The sequence below is a fragment of the Flavobacterium glycogeni genome (assembly GCF_048286775.1).
GTDB lineage: Bacteria > Bacteroidota > Bacteroidia > Flavobacteriales > Flavobacteriaceae > Flavobacterium.
On the sequence record NZ_JBLVPV010000008.1, the window covers coordinates 1 to 25705 of the forward strand.

The window sequence follows — 25705 nt, forward strand, 5'->3', positions numbered from 1 at the left end:
CCTGCAAATGTATCGGTACAATGTTCTGATATTCCTACTGCTGCTACTCTAACGGCTACTGATAATTGTGGTGATGCTGTGGTGACTTTCGAACAAACAACAACTCCTGGATTATGTGCTGGTGCTTACATACTAAATCGTACTTGGATAGCGAAAGATGCTTGCGGCCTTACTAAAACTCATACACAAACTGTGACTGTTCAAGATACAACGGCTCCTGTATTTGTAGAAGCTTTGCCTGCAAATGTATCGGTACAATGTTCTGATATTCCTACTGCTGCTACTCTAACGGCTACTGATAATTGTGGTGATGCTGTGGTGACTTTCGAACAAACAACAACTCCTGGATTATGTGCTGGTGCTTACACACTAAATCGTACTTGGATAGCGAAAGATGCTTGCGGCCTTACTACAACTCATATACAAACTGTGACTGTTGAAGATACAACGGCTCCTGTATTTGTAGAAGCATTGCCTGCAAATGTATCGGTACAATGTTCTGATATTCCTACTGCTGCTACTCTAACGGCTACTGATAATTGTGGTGATGCTGTGGTGATTTTCGAACAAACAACCACTCCTGGATTATGTGCTGGTGCTTACACACTAAATCGTACTTGGACAGCGAAAGATGCTTGTGGCCTTACTACAACTCATATACAAACTGTGACTGTTGAAGATACAACGGCTCCTGTATTTGTAGAAGCTTTACCTGCAAATGTATCGGTACAATGTTCTGATATTCCTACTGCTGCTACTCTAACGGCTACTGATAATTGTGGTGATGCTGTGGTGACTTTCGAACAAACAACCACTCCTGGATTATGTGCTGGTGCTTACACTCTAAATCGCACTTGGACAGCGAAAGATGCTTGCGGCCTTACTACAACTCACACACAAACTGTGACTGTTGAAGATACAACGGCTCCTGTATTTGTAGAAGCATTGCCTGCAAATGTATCGGTACAATGTTCTGATATTCCTACTGCTGCTACTCTAACGGCTACTGATAATTGTGGTGATGCTGTGGTGACTTTCGAACAAACAACAACTCCTGGATTATGTGCTGGTGCTTACACACTAAATCGTACTTGGATAGCGAAAGATGCTTGCGGCCTTACTACAACTCATACACAAACTGTGACTGTTGAAGATACAGCTGGTCCTACAACGACAACTCAATTTAGTTCAACTATAGATGTTAGCTGTAATGTTATTCCTGTAAGACCTGAACTGGTATTTGTAGACAATTGCTCTGCAGTATCTCCAGCAGTATTCACTGAGACAATTATTAATAGAACCGAAAATTCCTATTCAATTGTTAGAAAATGGTCTGTAACTGATGCTTGTGAAAATAAATCTGAATTTACTCAAATCATTAACGTTACAATCACAAATAGCATTACTACAATTGCCAGTTCAATTTGTAATAATGGCGATGCAACAACTACCAACTTTACCGATCTATTACCTGTGGGTACTCCTACAAACGGAACTTGGACAGATGTAAATAATTCTGGTGGTTTACAAGGAAGTATTCTTAATGCTTCTGGTCTTTCAGTTAAAGATTATATTTTTGAATATAAAATCAATGATCCAACTTGCCCTAGAACTATAAGAATCGTAATGACTGTTAAAGATGATTGTGGTGGTGTTGTATTGGCTTGTGGAACGATATTAGTTCATAATGCCTTCTCGCCAAATGGTGATGGAATTAATGAGGTATTTGTAATTGATAATATTGACGATACAGTATGTTATCCGGATAACACTGTCGAAATTTATAATCGCTGGGGTGTATTAGTCTTTGAAACTAGTGGTTATAATAATAACAGTAAAGCATTTAAAGGAGTATCTGAAGGCAGATCAACTATTAGTCAATCTTCTGGTTTACCAACTGGAACTTACTTTTACATCTTGAATTATACTTCTGTTGATAATGATGGAAAGATCATAACTAATAAAAAAGACGGGTATTTATACCTTACTAAATAATTAAATAAAATACCTGAGGGCTTTTTTGTCCTCAGGTTTAATAAAGATAATATGAATAGCCCTATTTCTTGAATGATAAACAGTAATCAAATTTATCAACTGACCTGCCGGATTCTTATAAATGAGTTCGATAGATAATTTAAAATAATAAATATCTACTATGAAAACAAAATTATTTTCTTTCGTTTTGATGTTTACAGCCATTGTAAGTTTTGCGCAACAAGATGCTCAATTTACTCAATATATGTACAACACAATTAATATTAATCCAGCTTACGCAGGATCTAGAGGTGCCTTAAGTATTTTTGCTTTACATCGTACACAATGGGTAGGACTCGATGGGGCTCCAGTGACTAACGCTGTATCTGTGAATACTCCATTCAGCGGAAGCAATTTAGGTTTAGGGGTGTCAATCATAAATGATAAAATTGGTCCTACGACTGAAAATACGATTTCAGCTGATTTATCCTATACTGTTCCTACCTCTGAGACTTTCAAACTTTCATTTGGAGTTAAAGCCACTGCGAATCTTTTCGATTTGAATGTGAACCGATTAAATCCTGTTGACGACGACCCTAGTCTACATGGTTTCAACAATAAATTTACTGCAAATATTGGTGCGGGTATTTATTATCATTCTGATAAAGCCTATGTCGGTTTTTCCGTTCCTAATTTCATCGAATCAAATCGCTATGATGATAATGAAGTGGCTATATTCAAAGAAAAAATAAACTATTATTTGATTGCCGGATATGTATTTGATATAAATAGTACCATAAAATTTAAGCCAGCCCTATTAACTAAAATGGTTGAAGGTGCTCCTATTCAAGCAGATTTATCAGGTAATTTTATGTTCAATGATAAGTTTATGGTAGGAATTGCTTATAGATGGAGTGCTGCGATGAGTGCAATGGTTGGTTTTCAAGCTACTGAAGGTTTGTATATAGGGTACGGATATGACCTTGAAACTACTAGATTAAACAACTATAATTCCGGCTCCCATGAAATATTCTTGCGCTATGAAATATTTAAAAATAATGATAAAATTACAACCCCAAGATTCTTCTAAAAACAATTATCATGAAAAACAATATACTCCTTTACATAACAATAGTAAGTGTTTTTTCTTTTAACATTTATTCACAAAAAACAAAATTGGCTACAGCTGATAAAAAGTATGACAGCTATGCCTATGTAGATGCCATAAAAACATATGAAAGAGTTGCTGAAAAAGGGTATAAATCAGCTGATATGTTTAAAAAATTGGGGAATGCCTATTACTTTAACTCGGAATTGGACAAAGCCGCTAAATGGTATGGGGAATTATTTGCCATGGATACCACTGATTTAGAGCCTGAATATTATTACCGTTATGCTCAGTCTTTGAGATCCATAGGTCAAAATGATAAAGCCAATGAAATGCTGGAAATATTCAATCAAAAATCAGGTAACGACAGCAGAGGGAAACTTTTCAAAAAAAATACCAATTATTTAGAAGCCATAAAAGCTAATTCTGGACGATACCAGGTGGAAGATGCGGGTGTTAATTCGAAATATTCCGATTATGGAACAGCCCTGTATTCAAACAAAATCGTATTTACTTCAGCAAGAGATACAGGAAGTCTTGGACAGAGAAAACACAAATGGACCAATCAATATTTCACCAATTTATACACGGCTGATTTAGGTGATAACATGACTCCAAGTGCCGCTAAAAAGTTTGACAAAAATGTAAATTCAAAGTTTCATGAATCTACTCCTGCTTTTACGAGTGATGGAAAAACCATGTATTTTACCCGAAACAACTATCTGGATGGTAAAAAAGGAAAAGATGGAAATAAAATTACTTTAATAAAAATATACAAAGCCACTTTAGAAAATGATAAATGGGCAAATATAACCGAACTGCCTTTTGACAGTGACAATTACAGCACGGCACATCCAGCTTTAAGTCCTGATGGAAAAACATTATATTTTGCATCTGATATGCCGGGAACATTAGGCCAGTCTGATTTGTTCAAAGTAAAAATAAATGATGATGGCAGTTTTGGCAACCCAGAAAATTTAGGAAATACAATCAATACCGAAGGAAGAGAGACTTTTCCGTTTGTAAATGATCAAAATGAAATCTATTTTGCCTCAGATGGACATCCCGGACTTGGAGGATTGGATATTTTCATGTCTAAAATAAATACTGACGGCGCTTTCAGTGAGGTTCAAAATGTAGGGGCTGACGTTAATTCTCCTAAAGATGATTTTGCGTATTTAATCGATACCAAATCTAGAAGAGGATTTTTTACCTCCAATAGAGACGGAGGTCAGGGCTATGATGATATTTATAAATTTTTGGAAACCAAAAGACTTATTTGCGAACAACTTCTTTATGGTGAAATCACTGATATAGCTACTGCAGAGTTACTGCCAAATACAAAAGTTACCTTATACGACAGTCAATTTAACAGTATCAGTACAACTACTTCAGATGAAAAAGGAAATTATAGCTTTGCTGTTGAGTGTGGAAAAACTTATAATGTAAGAGCTGAAAAACCGGAATACTACACCAAAGAACAAAAAATAACTATCGCTAAAACAGATGGAAAAACATATTTACCAATCGCATTGGAAAAAGAAATATGTAAAGTAGCTGTTGGCGATGATTTAGGGAAATGCTTTGGCATAAAAATGATTTACTTTGATTTTGACAAATCGGATATTAGAGTAGAAGCGGCTTTAGATTTAGAAAAAATATTAGATGTTCTTAATCAATATCCAACGATGAAGCTCGATATTCGTTCCCACACTGATAGTCGTGGAACTTTCAAATACAACGAAGCATTATCAGATAGAAGAGCTAAATCTACCATAAAATGGTTAGTTAAAAAAGGGGTTAACAAAAACAGATTAATCGGTAAAGGTTATGGCGAAAATCAACTCGTAAACAAATGCTCCGATGGAGTCGAATGTACTGAAGAAGAACATCAACTAAATAGACGTAGCGAGTTTCTCATTACTGAACTATAAATATATTTTCAATATAAAAAGTAGTTAACTTAAAACTAAACCTCGGAAATAAAACTTTCGAGGTTTTTTACTTTTAAATATAAAGTATTTAAGAAAGTAATTGAAAGTTTAAATGAATTGAAAGTTCACACCCAGAAGTATTTATTTTTTATCTACTATTCTAAAAAAATAAAAAATCACATCTATAATTTTTTTCTATTTTTATTAACTCCTTTTTAATAGTAATTCTTCTTTCTCTTAACTTTTCTTTAAAACAAATTTTAAATTACTAGGGCACAACTTACTTAAAACGTAACAAATGTTAAAATTTTAATATAAAAAATTACATTTCAACGAGTATTTAGGTCACTGGTAGAAAAAATAAATCAATAGTACTAATTCTTTGTAACTTTGATTGTATATATAAATAGCCTGTTAAATATTTTTAAAAACAGATAATTATTTTACGAGGAAAAGATTTTTTAACCCCAAAAAAAAACTTTCTTCCCTGAAAAAATTTAGAAACACAGCTAAATTTTAAGACTCTAATTTTGGAATATAAATTTGCAACTGATTCGAAAAAGTGTTAATTAAAATTATACAGATTAAACTTCATTTTAAATAGTTTAAAAAACTGACAATTGCCATACAAGAAAAAGATTCTTTAACCCCAAAAAAGAAAGCTTTAATTCTTGAAAAAATTTAGTGCTACACCTAAATTTTAGATTTTAAATTTTGAAATAATAGATTTATTATTGATTCAAAAAAGTGTGAATTAAGATTTTACAGATTAAACTTCATTTTAAATAGTTTAAGAACAAAAACAGATAATTACCATACGAGGAAAAGATTCTTTCACCCCAAAAAAGAAAGCTTTCGTCCCTGAAAAAATTTAGGGCTACACCTAAATTTTTAAACTTTATTTTAAAAGAATAAACTTGTAATTAATTCAAAATGTGTTACTAAAAATCGACAAAAAGGTGATTCTTCTTGGTTTTATTCAAATTTTAAAATAGAAACCGCCCTTTATAATCTACAGTATTACCTATTTCTAAACATTATAATTAAACATAAAAATTAATACCACAAAATCAATCTATAAATAATAAATTAAAACTTGATTGTATGAAAACAGAAATTACCTTCCTTTTACTGACCTTCTTCATGTTGGTTAGTAATAAATATTCTCCATTTGATGCCCCAAAGCCTTGGACTGACTTAGTTCAAACTATACTGTTGCAATCCAAAAAAATCATGCCTTTTGATCTATTAATCAGCTTCCTGAAAAAACCTTCCGGAAGTATTGATTTCATTCCTTTGAACGTTGAAAATCTTGTAAAAGCAATTCGACCTTCAACTCCTACAACTACTCTTGTGAATTTTGCTATTTACAACCGTCTCACTTTCTAACGATTTAAAACAAATCAATATGAAATCAATTTTTACTTATTCGACAAAATTATTTGCGCTTTTTTTAGTAAGTTTCTTGAGTTTTCCAACGGTAACACTCGCCCAATCAACGGTAACAACCGATAAATTAGATTACTCACCAGGCCAAACTGTAATTATTACAGGGACCAATTGGCAACCTGGTGAAACCGTAAAACTTACACTTATTGAAACACCTTTGATTCATCCAGAGGAATATCTATACGCCACTGCTGATGGCGCTGGGAATATATATAATAATGAATATATAATTCAGCTTCACGACGTTGGGCAATCATTTACACTTACCGCAACAGGACTTACCTCTGGTTATAGCGCCCAGACTTTTTTTACAGATTCTTATGGTCCTGGAGTTGCGCCTGTTAATCCGCCAACAGGAGGATTCAGTATTGATGGTAACCTTCAGGCAAACACACCAATACTAGGTGAGGGTGACTGGGTTGCAGGACCAACCGGGTCCGGAGGCTTTGTACTTGATAATGCAGGCATTCCTTTGGTTTCTGGAACTACATTTCATTTGACAGACAAGTTTAATGAAGCTGAAAATAACTTTTCGGGTGGTCTAAAGGTTAACGATAACCCAAACATGGAGACATGGGTCACAAATACCACAAGCGATAAAACAGATATGAATAACGGATTGATGCATTTTTCCAAGGATGCAAATGGGCATCAATGGGTGATTGTTGCGGCCGATCGCTTAAGCAATAATGGTACTGCATACATTGATTTTGAATTTTTGCAAAACACTTTGAATATTACTGGAGGTCCCACCAGTGGTGGCTTTAGTTCAAGTGGCCCGGATGGTGGTCGAACAGTCAATGATTTTATCCTAACCCTTTTGTTAACAAATGGGGGATCAACCTCTGGTTTCTTTATCAGTCGATGGGAAAGCGTACCTGGCGGTTATGATTATATTGACAGAACATCATCTACTCCCCTAGGTTCAGTTTACGCCAGTGTAAACACAGCAGACGGCACTCCTGTACCTTTTGGCGCATTTGGAAATTCAACCTATGTCAAAAATACATTTGCAGAAGCTGCAATTGATTTAACCGCCCTGTTGGGTGCGATTGATCCCTGCACATCACTGGGTATCAAAACAATTTTTATCAAGACTAAAGTATCTGCATCTTCTTCAGCAGGTATCGCTGACTTTATAACTCCATTGCAGGTCATCCTAAAACTAGGAGTTACTGATGCAGGATTAGATCAAACCAAGTGCTCAGCAGGGGCATCTACAGACTTCCCTCTTAATGGAATTACAACCCCAAGCCCAGGTGATGCAATCGTGTCTACGACATGGAGTGTAGTTTCAGGTAGTGCAACAATCACTAATCCAAATTCATTAACAACCGCAATTGCACATGTCACCAGTTCATCAGCCACAATACGTCTAACAGTTATTACTCAAAAAGGTTGTTCAGTTACTGATGATGTGGTTTTGACTGTTACGCCTGTAACTGCCGCACCAATTACCGGTGGTAATCAAACAGTATGTCAGGCTTCACCTATTCAAACGTTAACCGCTACGGCAACTGTCCCGGCTGGGCAATCCATTGTTTGGTATGATGCTACAACGGGAGGAAATATTGTTGCTGCACCAACTTTAAACACAGTTGGAACGGTTACTTATTATGCTCAGGCTATAGACAATACTTCTTCTTCTTGTCCGAGCTTAACCAGAACTGCCGTTACTTTAACAATAAACCCAGCGCCTATCGCTCCAACTACCGGTGGTAATCAAACAGTGTGTCAGGCTTCACCTATTCAAACATTAACCGCTACGGCGACTGTCCCAGCTGGTCATTCCATTGTTTGGTACGATGCTCCAACGGGTGGAAATATTGTTGCTGCTCCAACTTTAAATACGGTTGGAACGGTAACCTATTATGCTCAGGCTGTGAACAACACTTCCACTTGTCCGAGTTTAACCAGAACTGCCGTAACTTTAACAATAAACCCGGCGCCTACCGCTCCAATTACTGGAAACGATCAAGTGGAATGTGAAACTTCACCTATTCAAACGTTAACCGCTACGGCGACTGTCCCAGCTGGTCAATCCATTGTTTGGTACGATGCTGTAACAGGTGGAAATATTGTTGCTGCGCCAACTTTAAGTGCCGTTGGAACGGTTACTTATTATGCTCAGGCATCAAACAATACTACTTCTTGCTCGAGCTTAACCAGAACTACCGTTTCTTTAACAATAAACTCGGCGCCTATCGCTCCAATTACCGGTGGTAATCAAACGGTGTGTCAGGCTTCACCTATCCAAAATTTAACCGCTATGGCAACCGTCCCGGCTGGTCAATCCATTGTTTGGTACGATGCTGCAACGGGTGGGAATATTGTTGCTGATCCAACTTTAAATACGGTTGGAACGGTTACTTATTATGCTCAGGCTGTAAACAATACGACTTCTTGTTCGAGCTTAACTAGAACTGCCGTTTCTTTAACAATAAACCCGACGCCTATCGCTCCAATTACTGGCAGTAATCAAACGGTGTGTCAGGCTTCACCTATTCAAACATTAACCGCTATGGCAACCGTCCCGGCTGGTCAATCCATTGTTTGGTATGATGCAGCAACGGGTGGAAATATTGTTGTTACTCCAACTTTAAGTGCCGTTGGAACGGTTACTTATTATGCTCAGGCATCAAACAATACTACTTCTTGCTCGAGCTTAACCAGAACTGCCGTTTCTTTAACCATAAACCCGGCGCCTATCGCTCCAATTACCGGTGGTAATCAAACGGTGTGTCAGGCTTCACCTATCCAAAATTTAACCGCTATGGCGACTGTCCCAGCTGGTCAATCCATTGTTTGGTACGATGCTCCAACGGGTGGAAATATTGTTGCTGATCCAACTTTAAATACGGTTGGAACGGTTACTTATTATGCTCAGGCTGTAAACAATACGACTTCTTGTTCGAGCTTAACTAGAACTTCCGTTTCTTTAACCATAACCCCTGCGCCTATCGCTCCAATTACCGGTGGTAATCAAACAGTTTGTCAGGCTTCACCTATTCAAACCTTAACCGCTACGGCAACTGTCCCGGCTGGTCAATCCATTGTTTGGTACGATGCTGTAACAGGTGGAAATATTGTTGCTGTGCCAACTTTAAGTGCCGTTGGAACGGTTACTTATTATGCTCAGGCTGTAAACAACACTACTTCTTGTCCGAGCTTAACCAGAACTGCCGTTTCTTTAACCATAAACCCGGCGCCTATAGCTCCAATTACTGGAAACGATCAAGTGGAATGTGAAACTTCACCTATTCAAACCTTAACCGCTATGGCAACCGTCCCGGCTGGTCATTCCATTGTTTGGTACGATGCTCCAACAGGTGGGAATATCATTGCTGAACCAACTTTAAGTGCTGTTGGAACGGTTACTTATTATGCTCAGGCTTCAAACAATACTAATTCTTGTTCAAGCTTAACCAGAACTGCCATTACTTTAACAATAAACCCGGTGCCTATCGCTCCAATTACTGGCAGTAATCAAACGGTGTGTCAGGCTTCACCTATTCAAACCTTAACCGCTATGGCAACCGTCCCGGCTGGTCAATCCATTGTTTGGTACGATGCTGCAACGGGTGGAAATATTGTTGTTACTCCGACTTTAAGTGCTCTTGGAACGGTTACTTATTATGCTCAGGCTGTAAACAACACTACTTCTTGTCCGAGCTTAACCAGAACTGCCGTTTCTTTAACCATAAACCCGGCGCCTATAGCTCCAATTACTGGAAACGATCAAGTGGAATGTGAAACTTCGCCTATTCAAACATTAACCGCTACGGCAACTGTTCCTGAGGGTCAATCCATTGTTTGGTACGATGCTCCAATAGGTGGGAATATTATTGCTGATCCGACTTTAAGTGCTGTTGGAACGGTTACTTATTATGCTCAGGCTTCAAACAATACTACTTCTTGTCCGAGCTTAACCAGAACTGCCGTTTCTTTAACAATAAACCCGGCGCCTATCGCTCCAATTACTGGAAACTATCAAGTGGAATGTGAAACTTCGCCTATTCAAACTTTAACCGCTACGGCAACAGTTCCTGAGGGTCATGCCATTGTTTGGTACGATGCTGCAACGGATGGGAATATTGTTGCTGATCCAACTTTAAGTGCTGTTGACACCGTAACCTATTATGCTCAGGCTGTAAACAATACTACTTCTTGTTCGAGCTTAACCAGAACTGCCGTTTCTTTAACAATAAACCCTGCGCCTATCGTTCCGACTACTGGAGGTAATCAAATAATGTGTGAAGCTTCACCTATTCAAACCTTAACCGCTACGGCAACTGTTCCTGAGGGTCAATCCATTGTTTGGTATGATGCTGCAACGGATGGAAATATTGTTGCTGATCCGACTTTAAATACTGTTGGCACCGTAACCTATTATGCCCAGGCTGTAAACAACACTATTTCTTGTTCGAGCTTAACCAGAACTGCTGTTTCTTTAACAATAAACACGTGTTCGATTGTGGTTACTAAAGATGGTACTTATGTAGATAATAATGGAGATGGCATAACGAATATTGGTGATACTATTACTTATGCTTTTGTGGTAACCAATAAGGGTAATGTACCATTAACTAATGTGACTATTGCTGACCTATTTGGTGATGTAACGACCACCGGTGGACCTATAACATTGGATGTTGATGCTTCAAATAGTACTGCGTTCATTGCTACTTATGCCATTATACAAGCTGATATCGATACTGGTTTTGTATATAACTCGGCTGAGGTTACAGGAACTCCTCCTACTGGAGAGAATGTAAAGAGTCTTTCTACGGATCCTACGCCTTGTACCTCTTGTCCTCTTGACCCTCAATGTCTTAATTGTACGATCACTCCGTTAACTCAAACACCTAAAATCGCTTTAGTAAAAACAGGAGTATTTGATGATATGAATAATGATAGCTTCGCTCAAGTTGGTGAAAAAATCAATTATACTTTCGCGGTGACCAATACTGGTAATGTGACCGTAACCAATATCGTTATCACGGATCCATCGATGACATTAAAAGATTTGATTATAACTGGTAATCCTATTGCTTCTTTAGCGCCTGGGGCTACTGGTTCCGTGACCGTAGTTTATACAATTTCTCAAACTGATATCGATATGGGAAAAGTAACCAACTCCGCTTTGGCAACTGGTCAAAATCCTAATGGTGGTGATGTAATGGATACTTCGGGTACAACCGCTGACAACGATACACCTACGGTTACACCACTTCCTCAAAATCCTAAAATTGCTTTAGTGAAAACTGGTGTCTTTAGCGACACCAACAATGATGGTTTCGCTCAAGTGGGTGAAAAAATCAATTATACTTTTGCAGTAACCAATACGGGTAATGTGACCGTAACCAATATCGTTATTACGGATCCATCGATGACATTAAAAGATTTGATTATAACTGGTAATCCTATTGCTTCTCTAGCGCCTGGAGCTACTAGTTCAGTGACCGGAGTTTATACAATTACCCAAACTGATATCGATTTGGGTAAAGTGACCAACTCCGCTTTGGCTGTAGGTCAAGATCCTAATGGAGGCGATGTAAAAGATACTTCGGGCACAACCGCTGACAATGATACACCTACGGTTACACCACTAACTCAGACACCTGGTATTGCTTTAGTGAAAACGGGTGTCTTTAGTGACACCAATAATGATGGTTTTGCTCAAGTGGGTGAAAAAATCAATTATACTTTCGCAGTGACCAATACTGGTAATGCGACCGTAACCAATATCGTTATCACTGATAGTCCATTAATTCCATTAGTAGGTTTGACTATAACTGGTAATCCTATTGCTTCTTTAGCGCCTGGGGCTACTAGCTCCGTGACTGGAGTTTATACAATTACCCAAACTGATATCGATATGGGAAAAGTAACCAACTCCGCTTTGGCAACTGGTCAAAATCCTAATGGTGGTGATGTAAAAGACATTTCAGGTACAACGGTCGATAATGACACCGATACCGTTACGACGCTTCCTCAAAATCCAGGTTTAGAAGTCATTAAAACGGCTATTACACCCTATTATAGTTCCATAGGAGATATAATCAATTACACTATTCAAGTAAAAAATACGGGTAATGTCACATTACATCAAATCGTTGTAACAGATCCATTAACTGGATTGAATACTACTATTCAAAGCTTAGCTTCAGGTAGTTCTCAGGTATTCAATCAAAGTTATACGGTAACTCAAAGTGACAGAGTAAATGGTTCCGTAACCAATACCGCTACCGCAGTTGGACTCACCCCAAATGGAACTTCTACTCCTCCTGCCTCAGATGAGGCAGTTGTTGAAGCTCAAATTGTTTTAGGATGTGGAACTGTAACTGTTCATAACGCTTTCTCTCCTAATGGAGATGGAATAAATGAACTATTTATTATTGATAATATTGAAGATATATTATGTTATCCGGATAATACGGTTGAAATCTATAACCGTTGGGGCGTATTGGTTTTTGAAACTAGAGGCTATGATAATGTAACTAAAGTTTTTAGAGGCATTTCTGAGGGCAGAACAACCATTAGTCAGTCCTCTGGTTTGCCTACCGGAACCTACTTTTATATCTTGAGTTACAACTCTTTGGATGAAAACGATATAATTCAGACCAATAAAAAAGACGGGTATCTATACCTTACCAGATAAATTTAACTCAAATCTAACTCCTGAGAGCTAACAACCCTCAGGTTTAAAACAATAAACCAAATGAAGACAAGAATACTATTATTCGCTTTGCTGTTTACTGGAGTTGTAAGTTATGCGCAACAAGACGCACAATTTTCACAATACATGTACAACACAATCAATGTCAATCCTGCTTATGCAGGATCGAGAGGAGCTTTGAGTATATTTGCTTTGCATCGTACCCAATGGGTAGGACTCGATGGAGCTCCTGTGACTAACGCAGTTTCTATGAATACTCCACTCAACGGAAGTAATTTAGGTTTGGGAGTGTCGGTTATAAATGATAGAATTGGGCCTACGACTGAAAATACGATTTCAGCTGATTTATCATATACTGTTCTTACTTCTGAGACTTTCAAACTTTCATTTGGAGTTAAAGCCACTGCGAATCTTTTCGATCTGAATGTCAACCGATTAAATCCTGTTGATGACGATCCTAGTTTGCATAATTTCAACAATAAGTTTACTCCAAATATCGGTGCGGGTATTTATTATCATTCTGATAAAGCCTATGTCGGTTTTTCCGTTCCTAATTTTATAGAAACCAACCGATATGATGATAATGAAGTGGCTATTTTTAAAGAAAAAATTAATTACTACCTAATTGCTGGTTATGTGTTTGATTTAAGTAATTTTGCAAAATTCAAACCTGCCTTGCTCACCAAAATGGTTGAAGGTGCTCCGCTTCAGGTAGATATATCCGGAAATTTTATGTTCAACGAGAAGTTTATGGTCGGAATTGCTTACAGATGGAGTGCTGCGATGAGTGCAATGGTCGGTTTTCAGGCTACTGAAGGTTTGTATATAGGATACGGATATGATCTTGAAACTACTAATTTAGACAACTATAATTCCGGTTCGCATGAAATTTTCCTACGATATGAATTATTCAGCAACAAAAATAAAATCACAACCCCAAGATTCTTCTAAAACAAGTATTATGAAAAACTGCATATTCCTTTGTATAACAATAGTAAGTGTATTTTCTTTTAAAGGGAATGCTCAAAATTCAAAATTTTATGTAACCGATAAAGTAAGTGATAAATATGCTTATGTAGATGTCATAAAAACCTATGAAAGGATTGCTGCAAAAGGATATAAATCAATAGATATTTTTAAAAAACTCGGGGACTCCTATTATTTCAATGCGGATTTTGGTAAAGCTGCTAAATGGTATTGTGAATTATTTGCCATAAGCATTGATTTAGAACCTGAATATTATTATCAATATGCTAAGTGTTTGATATTTATTGGTCAAAATAACAAAGCCAATGAAATACTAGAAAAATTAAAACAAAAATCGGGGGCAATATTAGAGAAAAAAAATCGAAACCTACGATAAAATTACAACTCCAAAAATTCTTCTAAAAACAATTATTATGAAAAACAATATACTCCTTTACATAACAATAGTAAGTGTTTTTTCTTTTAACATTTATTCACAAAAAACAAAATTGGCTACAGCTGATAAAAAGTATGACAGCTATGCCTATGTAGATGCCATAAAAACATATGAAAGAGTTGCTGAAAAAGGATATAAATCAGCTGATATGTTTAAAAAATTGGGGAATGCCTATTACTTTAACTCCGAATTGGACAAAGCCGCTAAATGGTATGGAGAATTATTTGCCATGGATACCACTGATTTAGAGCCTGAATACTATTACCGTTATGCTCAGTCTTTGAGATCCATAGGTCAAAATGATAAAGCCAATGAAATGCTGGAAATATTCAACCAAAAATCAGGTAACGACAGTAGAGGGAAACTTTTCAAAAAAAATACCAATTATTTAGAAGCCATAAAAGCTAATTCTGGACGATACCAGGTGGAAGATGCAGGTGTTAATTCGAAATATTCCGATTATGGAACAGCCCTGTATTCAAACAAAATCGTATTTGCTTCAGCAAGAGATACAGGAAGTCTTGGACAGCGAAAACACAAATGGACCAATCAATATTTCACCAATTTATACACGGCTGATTTAGGTGATAACATGACTCCAAGTGCCGCTAAAAAGTTTGACAAAAATGTAAATTCAAAGTTTCATGAATCTACTCCTGCTTTTACGAGTGATGGAAAAACCATGTATTTTACCCGAAACAACTATCTGGATGGTAAAAAAGGAAAAGATGGAAATAAAATTACTTTGATAAAAATATACAAAGCCACTTTAGAAAATGATAAATGGGCAAATATAAGCGAACTGCCTTTTGACAGTGACAATTACAGCACGGCACATCCAGCTTTAAGTCCTGATGGAAAAACATTATATTTTGCATCTGATATGCCGGGAACATTAGGCCAGTCTGATTTGTTCAAAGTAAAAATAAATGATGATGGCAGTTTTGGCAACCCAGAAAACTTAGGAAATACAATCAATACCGAAGGAAGAGAGACTTTTCCGTTTGTAAATGATCAAAATGAAATCTATTTTGCCTCAGATGGACATCCCGGACTTGGAGGATTGGATGTTTTCATGTCTAAAATAAATACTGACGGCGCTTTCAGTGAGGTTCAAAATGTAGGGGCTGACGTTAATTCTCCTAAAGATGATTTTGCGTATTTAATCGATACCAAATCTAGAAGAGGATTTTTTACCTCCAATAGAGACGGAGGTCAAGGCTATGATGATATTTATAAATTTTTGGAAACCAAAAGGCTTATCTGTGAACAACTTCTTTATGGTGAAATCACTGATATGGCTACTGCAGAATTACTGCCAAATACAAAAGTTACCTTATACGACAGTCAATTTAACAGTATCAGTACAACTACTTCAGATGAAAAAGGAAATTATAGCTTTGCTGTCGAGTGTGGAAAAACTTATAATGTAAGAGCTGAAAAACCAGAATACTACACCAAAGAACAAAAAATAACTATCGCTAAAACAGATGGAAAAACACATTTACCAATCGCATTGGAGAAAGAAATATGTAAAGTAGCCGTTGGCGATGATTTAGGGAAATGCTTTGGTATAAAAATGATTTACTTTGATTTTGATAAATCGGATATTAGAGTAGAAGCGGCTTTAGATTTAGAAAAAATACTAGATTTTCTTAATCAATATCCAACGATGAAGCTCGATATTCGTTCCCATACTGATAGTCGTGGAACTTTCAAATATAACGAAGCATTATCCGATAGAAGAGCTAAATCTACCATAAAATGGTTAGTTGAAAACGGGGTTAACAAAAACAGATTAATCGGTAAAGGTTATGGCGAAAATCAACTCGTAAATAAATGCTCCGATGGAGTCGAATGTACCGAAGAAGAACATCAACTCAACAGACGTAGTGAGTTTCTCATTACTGAACTATAAACATACCTTCAATATAAAAAGTAGTTAACTTAAAACTAAACCTCGGAAATAAAACTTTCGAGGTTTTTTACTTTTAAATGTAAAGTATTATGACTGTCCGTTACTTGTACCAAGCTACATCTTATGAATAAAATTTAGCTGTTTTGTCATTTCTGTAAAGGTTACTTAATTCGGTAACAAAATTAACTTTGATAAATTTTGTTACAATGAGAAACAACAGCCAAGATTTAACATTAGAAAGAAACTATTTAGAGAAATATAGATTTCTAATAAAAGAGTATGAACAGGTAAAGAACAAAACCCATCCCTTGTATTCTGGTGCTATGGATTTTTATAAAGCTAATAACACTTGTAGAAAGAGTTTTTAAAGTATTATAATCGTTTCAAACAAAGCGGAGAATCAATAGATTTATTGCCTCAAAAGCGAGGTCCAAGATATAAAACTCGAAGACCATTACCATTTATAGAACAGAAGGTAATCGAACTTCGAGAAAAAGGAAACAATAAATATGAAATCGTAAATATTTTAAAACCCAAATTAGGTAAATTCACACCATCATTTTCAGGAGTTTATAATATATTAAAGCGTAATGATATAAATATATTAACTCCAAAAATCAGAAAGAATCATCAAAAAATAATTAAGGAAAGAATGGGACAACTTGGTCATATTGATTGCCATTACTTAAGCAAGAGTATAATAAAAGGAGAAAACAAAAAACTTTATTTAGTATGCGTTATTGATGATTACAGTCGAATTGCTTGGGCAGAACTTGTCTCTGATATAACCAGTTTAACAGTGATGTTTGCAACATTAAAATGCTTAAACATCTTAAGCGATCACTATCAGATAAAATTTGAAGAAATATTATCTGATAACGGATCAGAATTTGGAATCAAGACCAGCAAAGTAAAACATCAACATCCATTTGAAAGAATGTTAATGGAATTAGGCATCAAACATCGATATACCCGTCCGTACAGACCACAAACAAACGGAAAGGTAGAACGCTTTTGGAGAACGTTGGAAGATGATTTATTAAGAGATACGCATTTTGATTCGCAAGAAGAATTAAGAGAAGAATTATTACAATATTTTACTATTATAACAACGAAAGACCACATCAAGGAATTGAGGGTAAAAAACCAATTGAAATGATAAATCCGTTACCGAATTAAGTAACCTTTACAGAAATGACAAACTGTACAGTTGTTTATTACAGTAATTACAAAAGCAAAAGGGTATAACTTACGCAATAAAAGAAGTCCAATGAAATGATTTTCATTGGACTTCTCTATAAACAATCGCTTAAGATTATTCAAAACATTTATAAACTACTGATACGTATAAATATAAAAGGCTGTCTCTTGGGGAGAAGACAGCCTTTTAGTTTTAAAAACAAACTCAACTTATATTTTTGCGAAAATATTTGTGTAATACTTTTTACCAGTTGTAGGATTCTCTTTTATTGCAATTCCAAAATGAGTGTGATCACCTTCGATGTTTGCTTTGTGACTAGGACTTGCTAACCAAGCGTCCAAAACTGACTGAGGGGTATTGAAGTTGTAAGCAATATTTTCACTTACAGTTTTAGCACCTAAAATTTTAATGATATTTTCAGATCGAGCTACAAAATCATTATGATTAACTACATTATTTGCGATCATGTAATTGTCATGTTCTTCTGATTTGTAAGACATGTGATTAATTTTTTCCAAAGGGTTTAATCCAACACTAATTCTGTGTTTATTTATTAAATCCATTGTTTCTAATTCGATCGAATTATAAGAATAACTAACTACTTTTTGTGCAGCAGCTTCTGTAGCTTGAGTTTCAGAATCATCGGATGAACAGGAATTCATAGTGCAAATCACAGTAAGGAGCAATAATGCACGAAGTATTTGTATCTTCATAATATAGTAGTTTAAGTTTAAAGTAGATTGTGGGGCAAACTCCTTTAATAAATAAATAAAATGTTCTTATTTCTTATTCAAACATACATTTTTTATCGTTAAACTACCAAAAATAATCGACGAAATACACTATAAAAATAATTAAATATGTATTTTTCTTACACTATGCGATAATTGATCAATTTTCCAAGAGAAATTTTCTTGACTAGAATATAAAAATAATATCAACTCAACAGATTTCGATAATTTACAGCAATTGCTTTTTAATTAATGTTTTAAGCTTAAAGAAACAGTCGTTTATAGCTGTTTCTCTAAGCTTTTCATTATATAGATAATTATTTTAAAAGTTTAATAACTATTCTAAAAATACAAGTAATTTACTTTAGGCAAAGTAGCATCGAAATTCTAAAAAAATCTAATTATATTCTTGCAAAGATATTTGTATAATATTTTTTCCCGGCTGAATCCACTCGTATTGAAATTCCAAAATGAGTAAAATCACCTTCAATATTTGCCTTATGGCCAGAACTAGCCAACCAGCCATCAAAAACAGCCTGAGCTGTATTGTAATTAAAAGCGACATTCTCTCCTACACTTTTAGCTCTTAAAACATTCATAATATCTTGGGAACGTGCATCAAAACCAGCATGATTTAATACATTATTGACAATCATATAGTTGTCATGCTCTTGCGCTTTATTAGATATATAGTCTGTTTTTAATAACGTTTTTAACCCAATACGAACTCTATAAGCATTTATCAAATTCAAAGTTTCTGTTTCGATAGCGTTATAGGAATATGTGCTAGCATCCGTTGTAGGCGGTACCACATTTGAAACTGGTGGTGTCGGTGTTGGAGAAGTAACTGTTGTTGGTTCTACAGGAACAGCTTCAGTAGAACAGGAATTCATTGTGAATAGCACAATAATGAACAATTGTGCTCTAAAAAAATTTAATTTCAAAATAATAGTAGTTTAAGTTTAAAATATGTCGTCTGCAAACTTACATGATATAATACTTAACTACAACACAAAAAACCGTTAAAATACACATTATTAACTATTTACAAAGCTATTTCTTACTTTACGGAGATAGTCGTTCAATTTTCCAAGAAAAATCATCTTGACTGCTATATCGAATTCTGTCATGCAATCTATTGGGTCTTCCTTGCCAAAACTCTACCTCTAAAGGAGTTACCAAAAATCCTCCCCAATATTTCGGTCTTGGAATTACCATGCCATCAAAATCCTTTTCTAACTCTTTTAGATTTTCTTCTAAATATTCTCGAGAAGGTACCACTTCACTTTGGTTTGATACTATCGCTCCTAATTTACTTCCGTCAGGTCTGGACTCAAAATAATTATCTGAAATGGTTTCGGTCGTTTTATGGGCAATCCCTTTTATAATAACCTGACGTTCCATAGTGTGCCAAAAAAAAGAAAGACATATTTTAGGATTTTCGGCAATAGCCCTACCCTTTTCTGAATTATAATTGGTATAAAAAATAAATCCTTCCTCATTAAATTTTTTCAACAAAACAACTCTGGCCTTTGGGAATCCATCTAAACCTATTGTAGATACCGTCATAGCATTAACTTCGCTGTCGCCACCAAAATCCTCTACTTCATGAAACCATCTGTTAAAAAGATTTATTGGATCTTCAGGAATATTTGATTCTAATAATTCACTCTTTTCGTACGATTTTCTGTAATCACCTAAGTCTTTCATATTTTAATTTTTCGATTGCCAGATTTTTCGATTGCCAGATTTCCAACGATCTAAAAGTCTAAGTATCATTTACATTCTAAATAAATTAATCCTCTATTTTTAAAGCTCAAAGCTTTTTCCATCATCGGCCAAGAGCACTTCTGGAAAAACAGTTTCGGCTTCTTCTTTAAAAAGCTCAATATTCTCATATCGAGTTGAATAATGTCCTAAAATTAATTGCTTTGCATTAGATTTCAAAGCAATTGTAGCCGCTTCTCTTGCCGTGGAATGCAATGTTTTTTTAGCTAGATTTTCTTCTGATTGCAGGAAAGTTGATTCATGGTATAAAACATCAATATTTTCAATAATTGGAATCATCGTTTCATTATATGCAGTATCAGAGCAAAAAGCATAATTTTTTGCCGGAATTGGATCAAATGTTAATTTATCATTTTCAATAACTCGCCCGTCTTCCAAAGTAATGTCTTTTCCGTTTTTTATTTTTTGATAATAACAGGTATCGATTTCATAATTTTGAACAGCATCCAGATTAAGTTTTCGCTCTCCTGTTTTTTCTTGGAATAAAAACCCATTCGTATAAACACGGTGTTTTAAAGGAATGGTTTTTACCAAAACCTTTTCATCTTCAAAAATCACTTCACTATCGTTGGATTCTAATTCATGAAAAAACAAACCATAATTGGTCCAAGAATTAGATAATCTCAATTGTAACTTGATGATTTCTTGGATTCCCTTTGGACCATAAATATGCAAATCAGTTGTTCTGTTCAGTAAAGTAAAAGTAGATACTAAACCTATTAATCCAAAAAAATGATCTCCATGTAAATGAGAAATGAAGATATGATTTATCTTAGAAAATCGGATTTTATTTTTTCGCAATTGCACTTGGGTTCCTTCTGCGCAATCAATCAGGAAAAGTCTATTTTTTATTTCTAAAATCTGGGAAGTAGGATTCGTAAAAGTTCGGGGTGTTGCTGCATAGCAACCAAGGATTGTTAGTTTCATTTTTTTTGTAAAAGTTAAGAGTTATGCGTTAAACGTGTAATACTTAACCAATAACTTTATCATCTATCTTTTTTTGTTGTTTAATAGCAATTATCATTGCCATAATTAAAAGAATATTAGAAATAATGCCAAAATAATTTATTGATTTATCAAAATAAGAATTGAAACAATTACCCAATAAAAGTAAAAATGACATTACTAAAACTACATATCTGGTAGCCAATATTCTTTTTTTATTTTTGTAGAAATCCATAATAACGCTATTAAAACTATTCATCAGTCATGAATTCTGTGATAAACGAATAACTTTTAACCTATACCGTATAAGGCACTACTAAAACCCTAAATCTCTTTCAATTTCTTCCATTTCAATAATATCGTGGGCTTCTAATAAAGAAGGAACAACAATTAATTTGTCTGGAACTGCATTATAATCAAAATCCGATGTAACTATAACAAATGATTTTTTAGCTTTTTTATGTAGTTTGGATAAAGGCATAAATAGTTTTATGTTACCCGCAGATAAATCTTTGTACAACAAAAGATCAATAATTAAATTATGTTTTTCAAATGTTTTATATTGATGCGTAACCTTCATTAAAAAAGAGGTAAAATCACCTTGCGTGTCTCTAATACTTATTGTGTGTCCTTTTTGATCTACTTTCATTTTTCTAATTTCTGAGTCTACCAAAGCAGACAAGTTTATAAATCACTAATTTACAAAGTTTTATATTAAATTATTGAATTTTTGATGCCAAAAGATAAATAACAGCCATTCTAATCGCAACACCATTTTCGACTTGGTTTAAAATTACCGATTGATGTGAATCAGCCACCTCACTGGTAATTTCGACACCACGGTTGATCGGTCCCGGATGCATAATTATAATTTCTTTATTTAGGGAATCCAAAAGTGTTTTATCGACTCCATATTGTTGAGCGTATTCTCTTGTTGACGGGAAATAATTCACATCCATTCTCTCATTTTGCACGCGTAACATATTCGCCACATCACACCATTCAAGGGCTTTTCTTAAATCAGGCTCTACCGTTACACCAAGGGATTCAATGTGTCTGGGAATAAGCGTTTTAGGTCCGCAGACTTTCACCTCTGCTCCCTGCATTTGTAACGCATAAATATTCGATAAGGCAACTCTGGAATGCAAAACATCGCCAACAATCACTACTTTTTTCCCAGCTACTTCGCCTAGTTTTTCTCTAATTGAATAACTGTCTAATAAGGCTTGTGTAGGATGCTCGTGGGCACCATCTCCTGCGTTTACAATACTGGCTTTTACATTTTTAGATAGAAAATATGCAGCTCCGGGATTAGCATGCCGCATCACCACCATATCTACTTTCATCGAAAGTATATTATTAACGGTATCTATAAGTGTTTCTCCTTTTTTGACTGAAGATTGTGCCGCCGAAAAGCTAATTACATCAGCCGATAAACGTTTCTGTGCTAATTCAAAAGAGAGTTTGGTTCGGGTACTGTTTTCGAAAAAAATATTGGCAATAGTAATATCTCGTAAGGAAGGTACTTTCTTAATTGGTCGATTGATAACTTCTTTAAAATGATCGGCTGTTTCAAAAATTAGGTCAATATCATTCTTGTTGATGTATTTTATTCCTAATAAATGATTTACGCTTAATTCTTTCATTTTTTTTACGATTATTAGTTTTTAATGTTAGACTTTGAAACAAATTATAATCTAACTTGTAATTAAATATACTCCATCTTCACCTTCATTTTCTTTCCAACTCACCTTAACTTTTTCGTTATTTATAGCATCTACCTGTCTTCCGCGATAATCGGGTTGTATTGGTAAATTACGGCTAAAACGTCTGTCTATCAAAACCAATAGTTCTATTTCTGACGGTCTTCCGAAAGATTGAATTGCTGTTAACGCAGACCTTATGCTTCGTCCCGTAAATAAAACATCATCAATGAAAATGACTTTTTTGTTTTCAACGATAAAATTAATCTTGGTTTTATTTGCTTCTAATGGCTTATCAGTTCTTCGAAAATCATCTCTGAAAAATGTAATATCCAAATAGCCTAATTGAATTTCAGGTGTTTGGTATTCTTTTTCTAATATTTCTTTCAAACGTTCCGCTAAATAAACGCCTCTTGGTTGAATTCCTACCAAAATAGTGTCTGAAAAATCTAAGTGTTTTTCAATTAATTGACAGGCCAAACGATGTAATATGACAGTAACTTCTTTTGCAGTAAGTAATACTTTTTGGCTCATAGTAGATTATATTGTTTGGTTTTGCAAATATACGAATTCCGATTTGTCATTTTATAATTATAAAGCGAGAAAATGATAATACCAATACTTTATAATAAAATCCAAATATATATTATTTTTATTAAAATTAATTTTACAAAAAACAATAAAAATTATGTAATAAATAACTGTTCTGATTCTGTAATTTTACATTCTAATATACAATTTAAAAAACAAGAAATCATGCAAAAAAAACTAACCAGAATAGTAATGCTTTTAATAGTATTAGTATCATTTACAAGTTGTTCAATTATAGAAGGTATATTTAAAGCGGGAGTTGGTGTTGGTATTTTTATTGTGGTTGCAGTATTAGCCATCATCGCATTTATTGTGAGTAAAATTTTCAGCAGAAAGTAGATAAGAATAATTTTAATTATTTTAGTGAATATCCATTAAACAAAAAATCTCCCGCAATTACGGGAGATTTTTTTTAGTATTCAACAGTATTACTTTTAAACAGTATACATCTTAGCTCTTAATTCTTGCACTTTTTCATCATCAAGATAATCATCAAACGTCATGTAACGGTCAATCGCTCCATTTGGCGTCAATTCGATCACTCTATTACCAACCGTTTGGGCAAACTCATGATCATGAGTGGTAAAAATAACAGAACCTTTGTAGTTTTTTAATGAATTATTAAAAGCCGTAATCGACTCTAAATCCAAGTGATTCGTTGGTTCATCAAGCATTAAAACATTCGCTCTTTCCATCATCATTCGAGACAACATACAACGTACTTTTTCTCCACCGGACAAAACGTTACAGGTTTTCAAAGCTTCTTCTCCAGAAAAAATCATTTTCCCAAGAAAGCTACGAATATTTACTTCGTCACGTTCTTCTTCGGTTTTTACCCATTGACGCAACCAATCTACAAGAGAATAATCGTTTTCGAAAAACGAATGGTTATCTCCAGGCAAATAGGCTTGGTTGGTCGTAACTCCCCAATCGTAAGTACCTGAATCGGCTTTTTGGTTTCCGTTTAGAATTTCGTAGAAAGCAGTAGTTGCACGAGAATCTTTAGAAAAAAGCACAATTTTATCGCCTTTGGCCATATTCAAATCTACCCCTTTAAAAAGTAAATCTCCATCTACAGAAGCGCTTAAATCCTGTACATTCAAAATCTGATCTCCAGCTTCACGCTCTTGATCAAAAATAATCGCTGGGTAACGACGACTTGATGGTTTAATCTCCGATATATTCAATTTAGAAATCATTTTTTTACGGGAAGTAGCTTGTTTTGATTTGGCTACATTCGCACTAAAACGACGGATAAATTCTTCTAATTCTTGTTTCTTTTCTTCCGCTTTCTTATTTTGTTGTGCACGTTGTTTCGCCGCTAATTGGCTTGATTCATACCAAAAAGTATAATTTCCTGAATAATGATTTATTTTACTGAAATCAATATCTGAAATATGGGTACAAACTGAATCCAAGAAGTGTCTATCGTGAGAAACTACAATTACTGTATTTTCATAATTTGCCAAGAAATTTTCTAACCAAGCGATGGTTTCAAAATCCAGATCATTGGTAGGCTCATCCATAATAAGTAAATCAGGATTTCCAAACAGCGCTTGCGCCAAAAGGACACGAACTTTTATTTTACCCTCAAGATCGCCCATCAACGTATAATGATTGTCTTCTGTAATCCCAAGATTGGACAACATTGATGCAGCATCAGAATCAGCATTCCAACCATTCATTTCTTCAAATTGCACTTGCAACTCGCCTATTCTGTCTGCATTTGAATCATTGTAATCTAAGTACAAAGCATCCATTTCTTTTTTGATCGCATACAAGGTTTTATTCCCCATCATAACGGTCTCAAGAACGGTACTCTCATCAAACATATTGTGGTTTTGGTTCAAAACCGACATACGTTTTCCCGGTTCCAAATGAATATGCCCCGATGTAGGATCCATTTCACCTGCAATTATTTTAAGAAAAGTAGATTTTCCAGCGCCATTGGCTCCGATAACTCCATAGATATTACCGTGTGTGAAGGTAGTATTTACTTCGTCAAACAAAATTCGTTTGCCAAACTGAACTGATAAATTATTTACTGTTAACATGAATATTTATTTTATAAAATTTTTGCAAAAATACGAAAAAAATACTAATTTTTTTTATCCAAAAAAACACATTTTTATGAATTGCATTTAACTTACTATTAATAGGGTAATCAAAAAAAAACCTGACACAAAATGCCAGGTTTATAATATCATTTTCTTTAAAAGAAACTAATATTTATTCAAAATAAAATAAATCAAAATATAAAT

Annotated in this window: 19 protein-coding genes; 10 read left to right on the forward strand and 9 right to left on the reverse strand. The window is 34.9% G+C overall.

All coding sequences use genetic code 11. The features are described from left to right. The 9 genes from ACNQGX_RS08365 to ACNQGX_RS08405 all read left to right on the forward strand — a co-directional run. A partial coding sequence (locus tag ACNQGX_RS08365; RefSeq protein ID WP_417975454.1) for a gliding motility-associated C-terminal domain-containing protein occupies nt 1-1995 on the forward strand: 1995 nt, incomplete at its 5' end. 160 nt (nt 1996-2155) lie between these two features. Beyond that, a complete protein-coding gene (locus ACNQGX_RS08370) occupies nt 2156-3064 on the forward strand; it encodes a PorP/SprF family type IX secretion system membrane protein (protein WP_417975455.1) in 909 nt (302 codons plus the stop codon). 11 nt (nt 3065-3075) lie between these two features. Beyond that, a complete protein-coding gene (locus ACNQGX_RS08375; protein WP_417975456.1) occupies nt 3076-5016 on the forward strand; it encodes an OmpA family protein in 1941 nt (646 codons plus the stop codon). Nucleotides 5017-6120: 1104 nt separating this feature from the next. Further along, nucleotides 6121-6405, forward strand: coding sequence for a hypothetical protein (locus ACNQGX_RS08380; RefSeq protein ID WP_417975457.1), 285 nt, complete (start codon nt 6121-6123; stop codon nt 6403-6405). A gap of 19 nt (nt 6406-6424) precedes the next feature. Then, entirely contained in the window at nt 6425-13126 is a 6702-nt protein-coding gene (locus tag ACNQGX_RS08385; protein ID WP_417975458.1) for an Ig-like domain-containing protein, read from the forward strand. Nucleotides 13127-13186: 60 nt separating this feature from the next. Further along, complete coding sequence (locus ACNQGX_RS08390; RefSeq protein WP_417975459.1) at nt 13187-14095, forward strand: PorP/SprF family type IX secretion system membrane protein; 909 nt, start codon at nt 13187-13189, stop codon at nt 14093-14095. Nucleotides 14096-14105: 10 nt separating this feature from the next. Beyond that, nucleotides 14106-14507, forward strand: a complete 402-nt coding sequence (locus tag ACNQGX_RS08395) for a tetratricopeptide repeat protein (RefSeq protein WP_417975460.1) — start codon at nt 14106-14108, stop codon at nt 14505-14507. A 37-nt stretch (nt 14508-14544) separates the two neighbouring features. Further along, a complete protein-coding gene (locus ACNQGX_RS08400) occupies nt 14545-16485 on the forward strand; it encodes an OmpA family protein (protein ID WP_417975461.1) in 1941 nt (646 codons plus the stop codon). 412 nt (nt 16486-16897) lie between these two features. Next, nucleotides 16898-17644 (forward strand): DDE-type integrase/transposase/recombinase, encoded by a 747-nt coding sequence (locus ACNQGX_RS08405; protein ID WP_417975462.1) that lies wholly within the window; start codon nt 16898-16900, stop codon nt 17642-17644. A gap of 251 nt (nt 17645-17895) precedes the next feature. On the opposite strand, the gene ACNQGX_RS08410 is transcribed toward ACNQGX_RS08405, so the two are convergent. From ACNQGX_RS08410 to pyrR, 8 genes are all read right to left on the reverse strand, one after another. Continuing rightward, nucleotides 17896-18399, reverse strand: coding sequence for a CAP domain-containing protein (locus ACNQGX_RS08410; RefSeq protein WP_417975463.1), 504 nt, complete (start codon nt 18397-18399; stop codon nt 17896-17898). Nucleotides 18400-18818: 419 nt separating this feature from the next. Then, the gene (locus ACNQGX_RS08415; protein ID WP_417975464.1) at nt 18819-19310 is read right to left on the reverse strand and encodes a CAP domain-containing protein; all 492 of its coding nucleotides are present in this window, start codon (nt 19308-19310) and stop codon (nt 18819-18821) included. Between the two features lie 172 nt (nt 19311-19482). Beyond that, on the reverse strand, nt 19483-20127 hold the full coding sequence (pdxH, locus tag ACNQGX_RS08420; RefSeq protein ID WP_417975465.1) for a pyridoxamine 5'-phosphate oxidase: 645 nt from the start codon (nt 20125-20127) through the stop codon (nt 19483-19485). A gap of 99 nt (nt 20128-20226) precedes the next feature. Next, nucleotides 20227-21132, reverse strand: a complete 906-nt coding sequence (locus tag ACNQGX_RS08425; RefSeq protein WP_417975466.1) for a ribonuclease Z — start codon at nt 21130-21132, stop codon at nt 20227-20229. A gap of 43 nt (nt 21133-21175) precedes the next feature. Further along, complete coding sequence (locus tag ACNQGX_RS08430; RefSeq protein WP_417975467.1) at nt 21176-21385, reverse strand: hypothetical protein; 210 nt, start codon at nt 21383-21385, stop codon at nt 21176-21178. 81 nt (nt 21386-21466) lie between these two features. Further along, nucleotides 21467-21799, reverse strand: a complete 333-nt coding sequence (locus ACNQGX_RS08435; protein WP_131915944.1) for a ribonuclease Z — start codon at nt 21797-21799, stop codon at nt 21467-21469. A gap of 70 nt (nt 21800-21869) precedes the next feature. Next, nucleotides 21870-22796, reverse strand: coding sequence for an aspartate carbamoyltransferase catalytic subunit (locus tag ACNQGX_RS08440; protein WP_417975468.1), 927 nt, complete (start codon nt 22794-22796; stop codon nt 21870-21872). 51 nt (nt 22797-22847) lie between these two features. Continuing rightward, complete coding sequence (gene pyrR, locus ACNQGX_RS08445; RefSeq protein WP_417975469.1) at nt 22848-23387, reverse strand: bifunctional pyr operon transcriptional regulator/uracil phosphoribosyltransferase PyrR; 540 nt, start codon at nt 23385-23387, stop codon at nt 22848-22850. Nucleotides 23388-23459: 72 nt separating this feature from the next. Between pyrR and ACNQGX_RS08450 the strand changes: the two genes are divergently transcribed. Then, on the forward strand, nt 23460-23783 hold the full coding sequence (locus ACNQGX_RS08450) for a hypothetical protein (RefSeq protein ID WP_417975470.1): 324 nt from the start codon (nt 23460-23462) through the stop codon (nt 23781-23783). A gap of 95 nt (nt 23784-23878) precedes the next feature. Here the strand turns inward: ACNQGX_RS08450 and ACNQGX_RS08455 are convergent, their stop codons facing one another. Then, nucleotides 23879-25498: an ABC-F family ATP-binding cassette domain-containing protein gene (locus ACNQGX_RS08455; protein WP_417975471.1), complete on the reverse strand. Its 1620-nt coding sequence runs from the start codon at nt 25496-25498 to the stop codon at nt 23879-23881. Nucleotides 25499-25705: the final 207 nt, after the last annotated feature.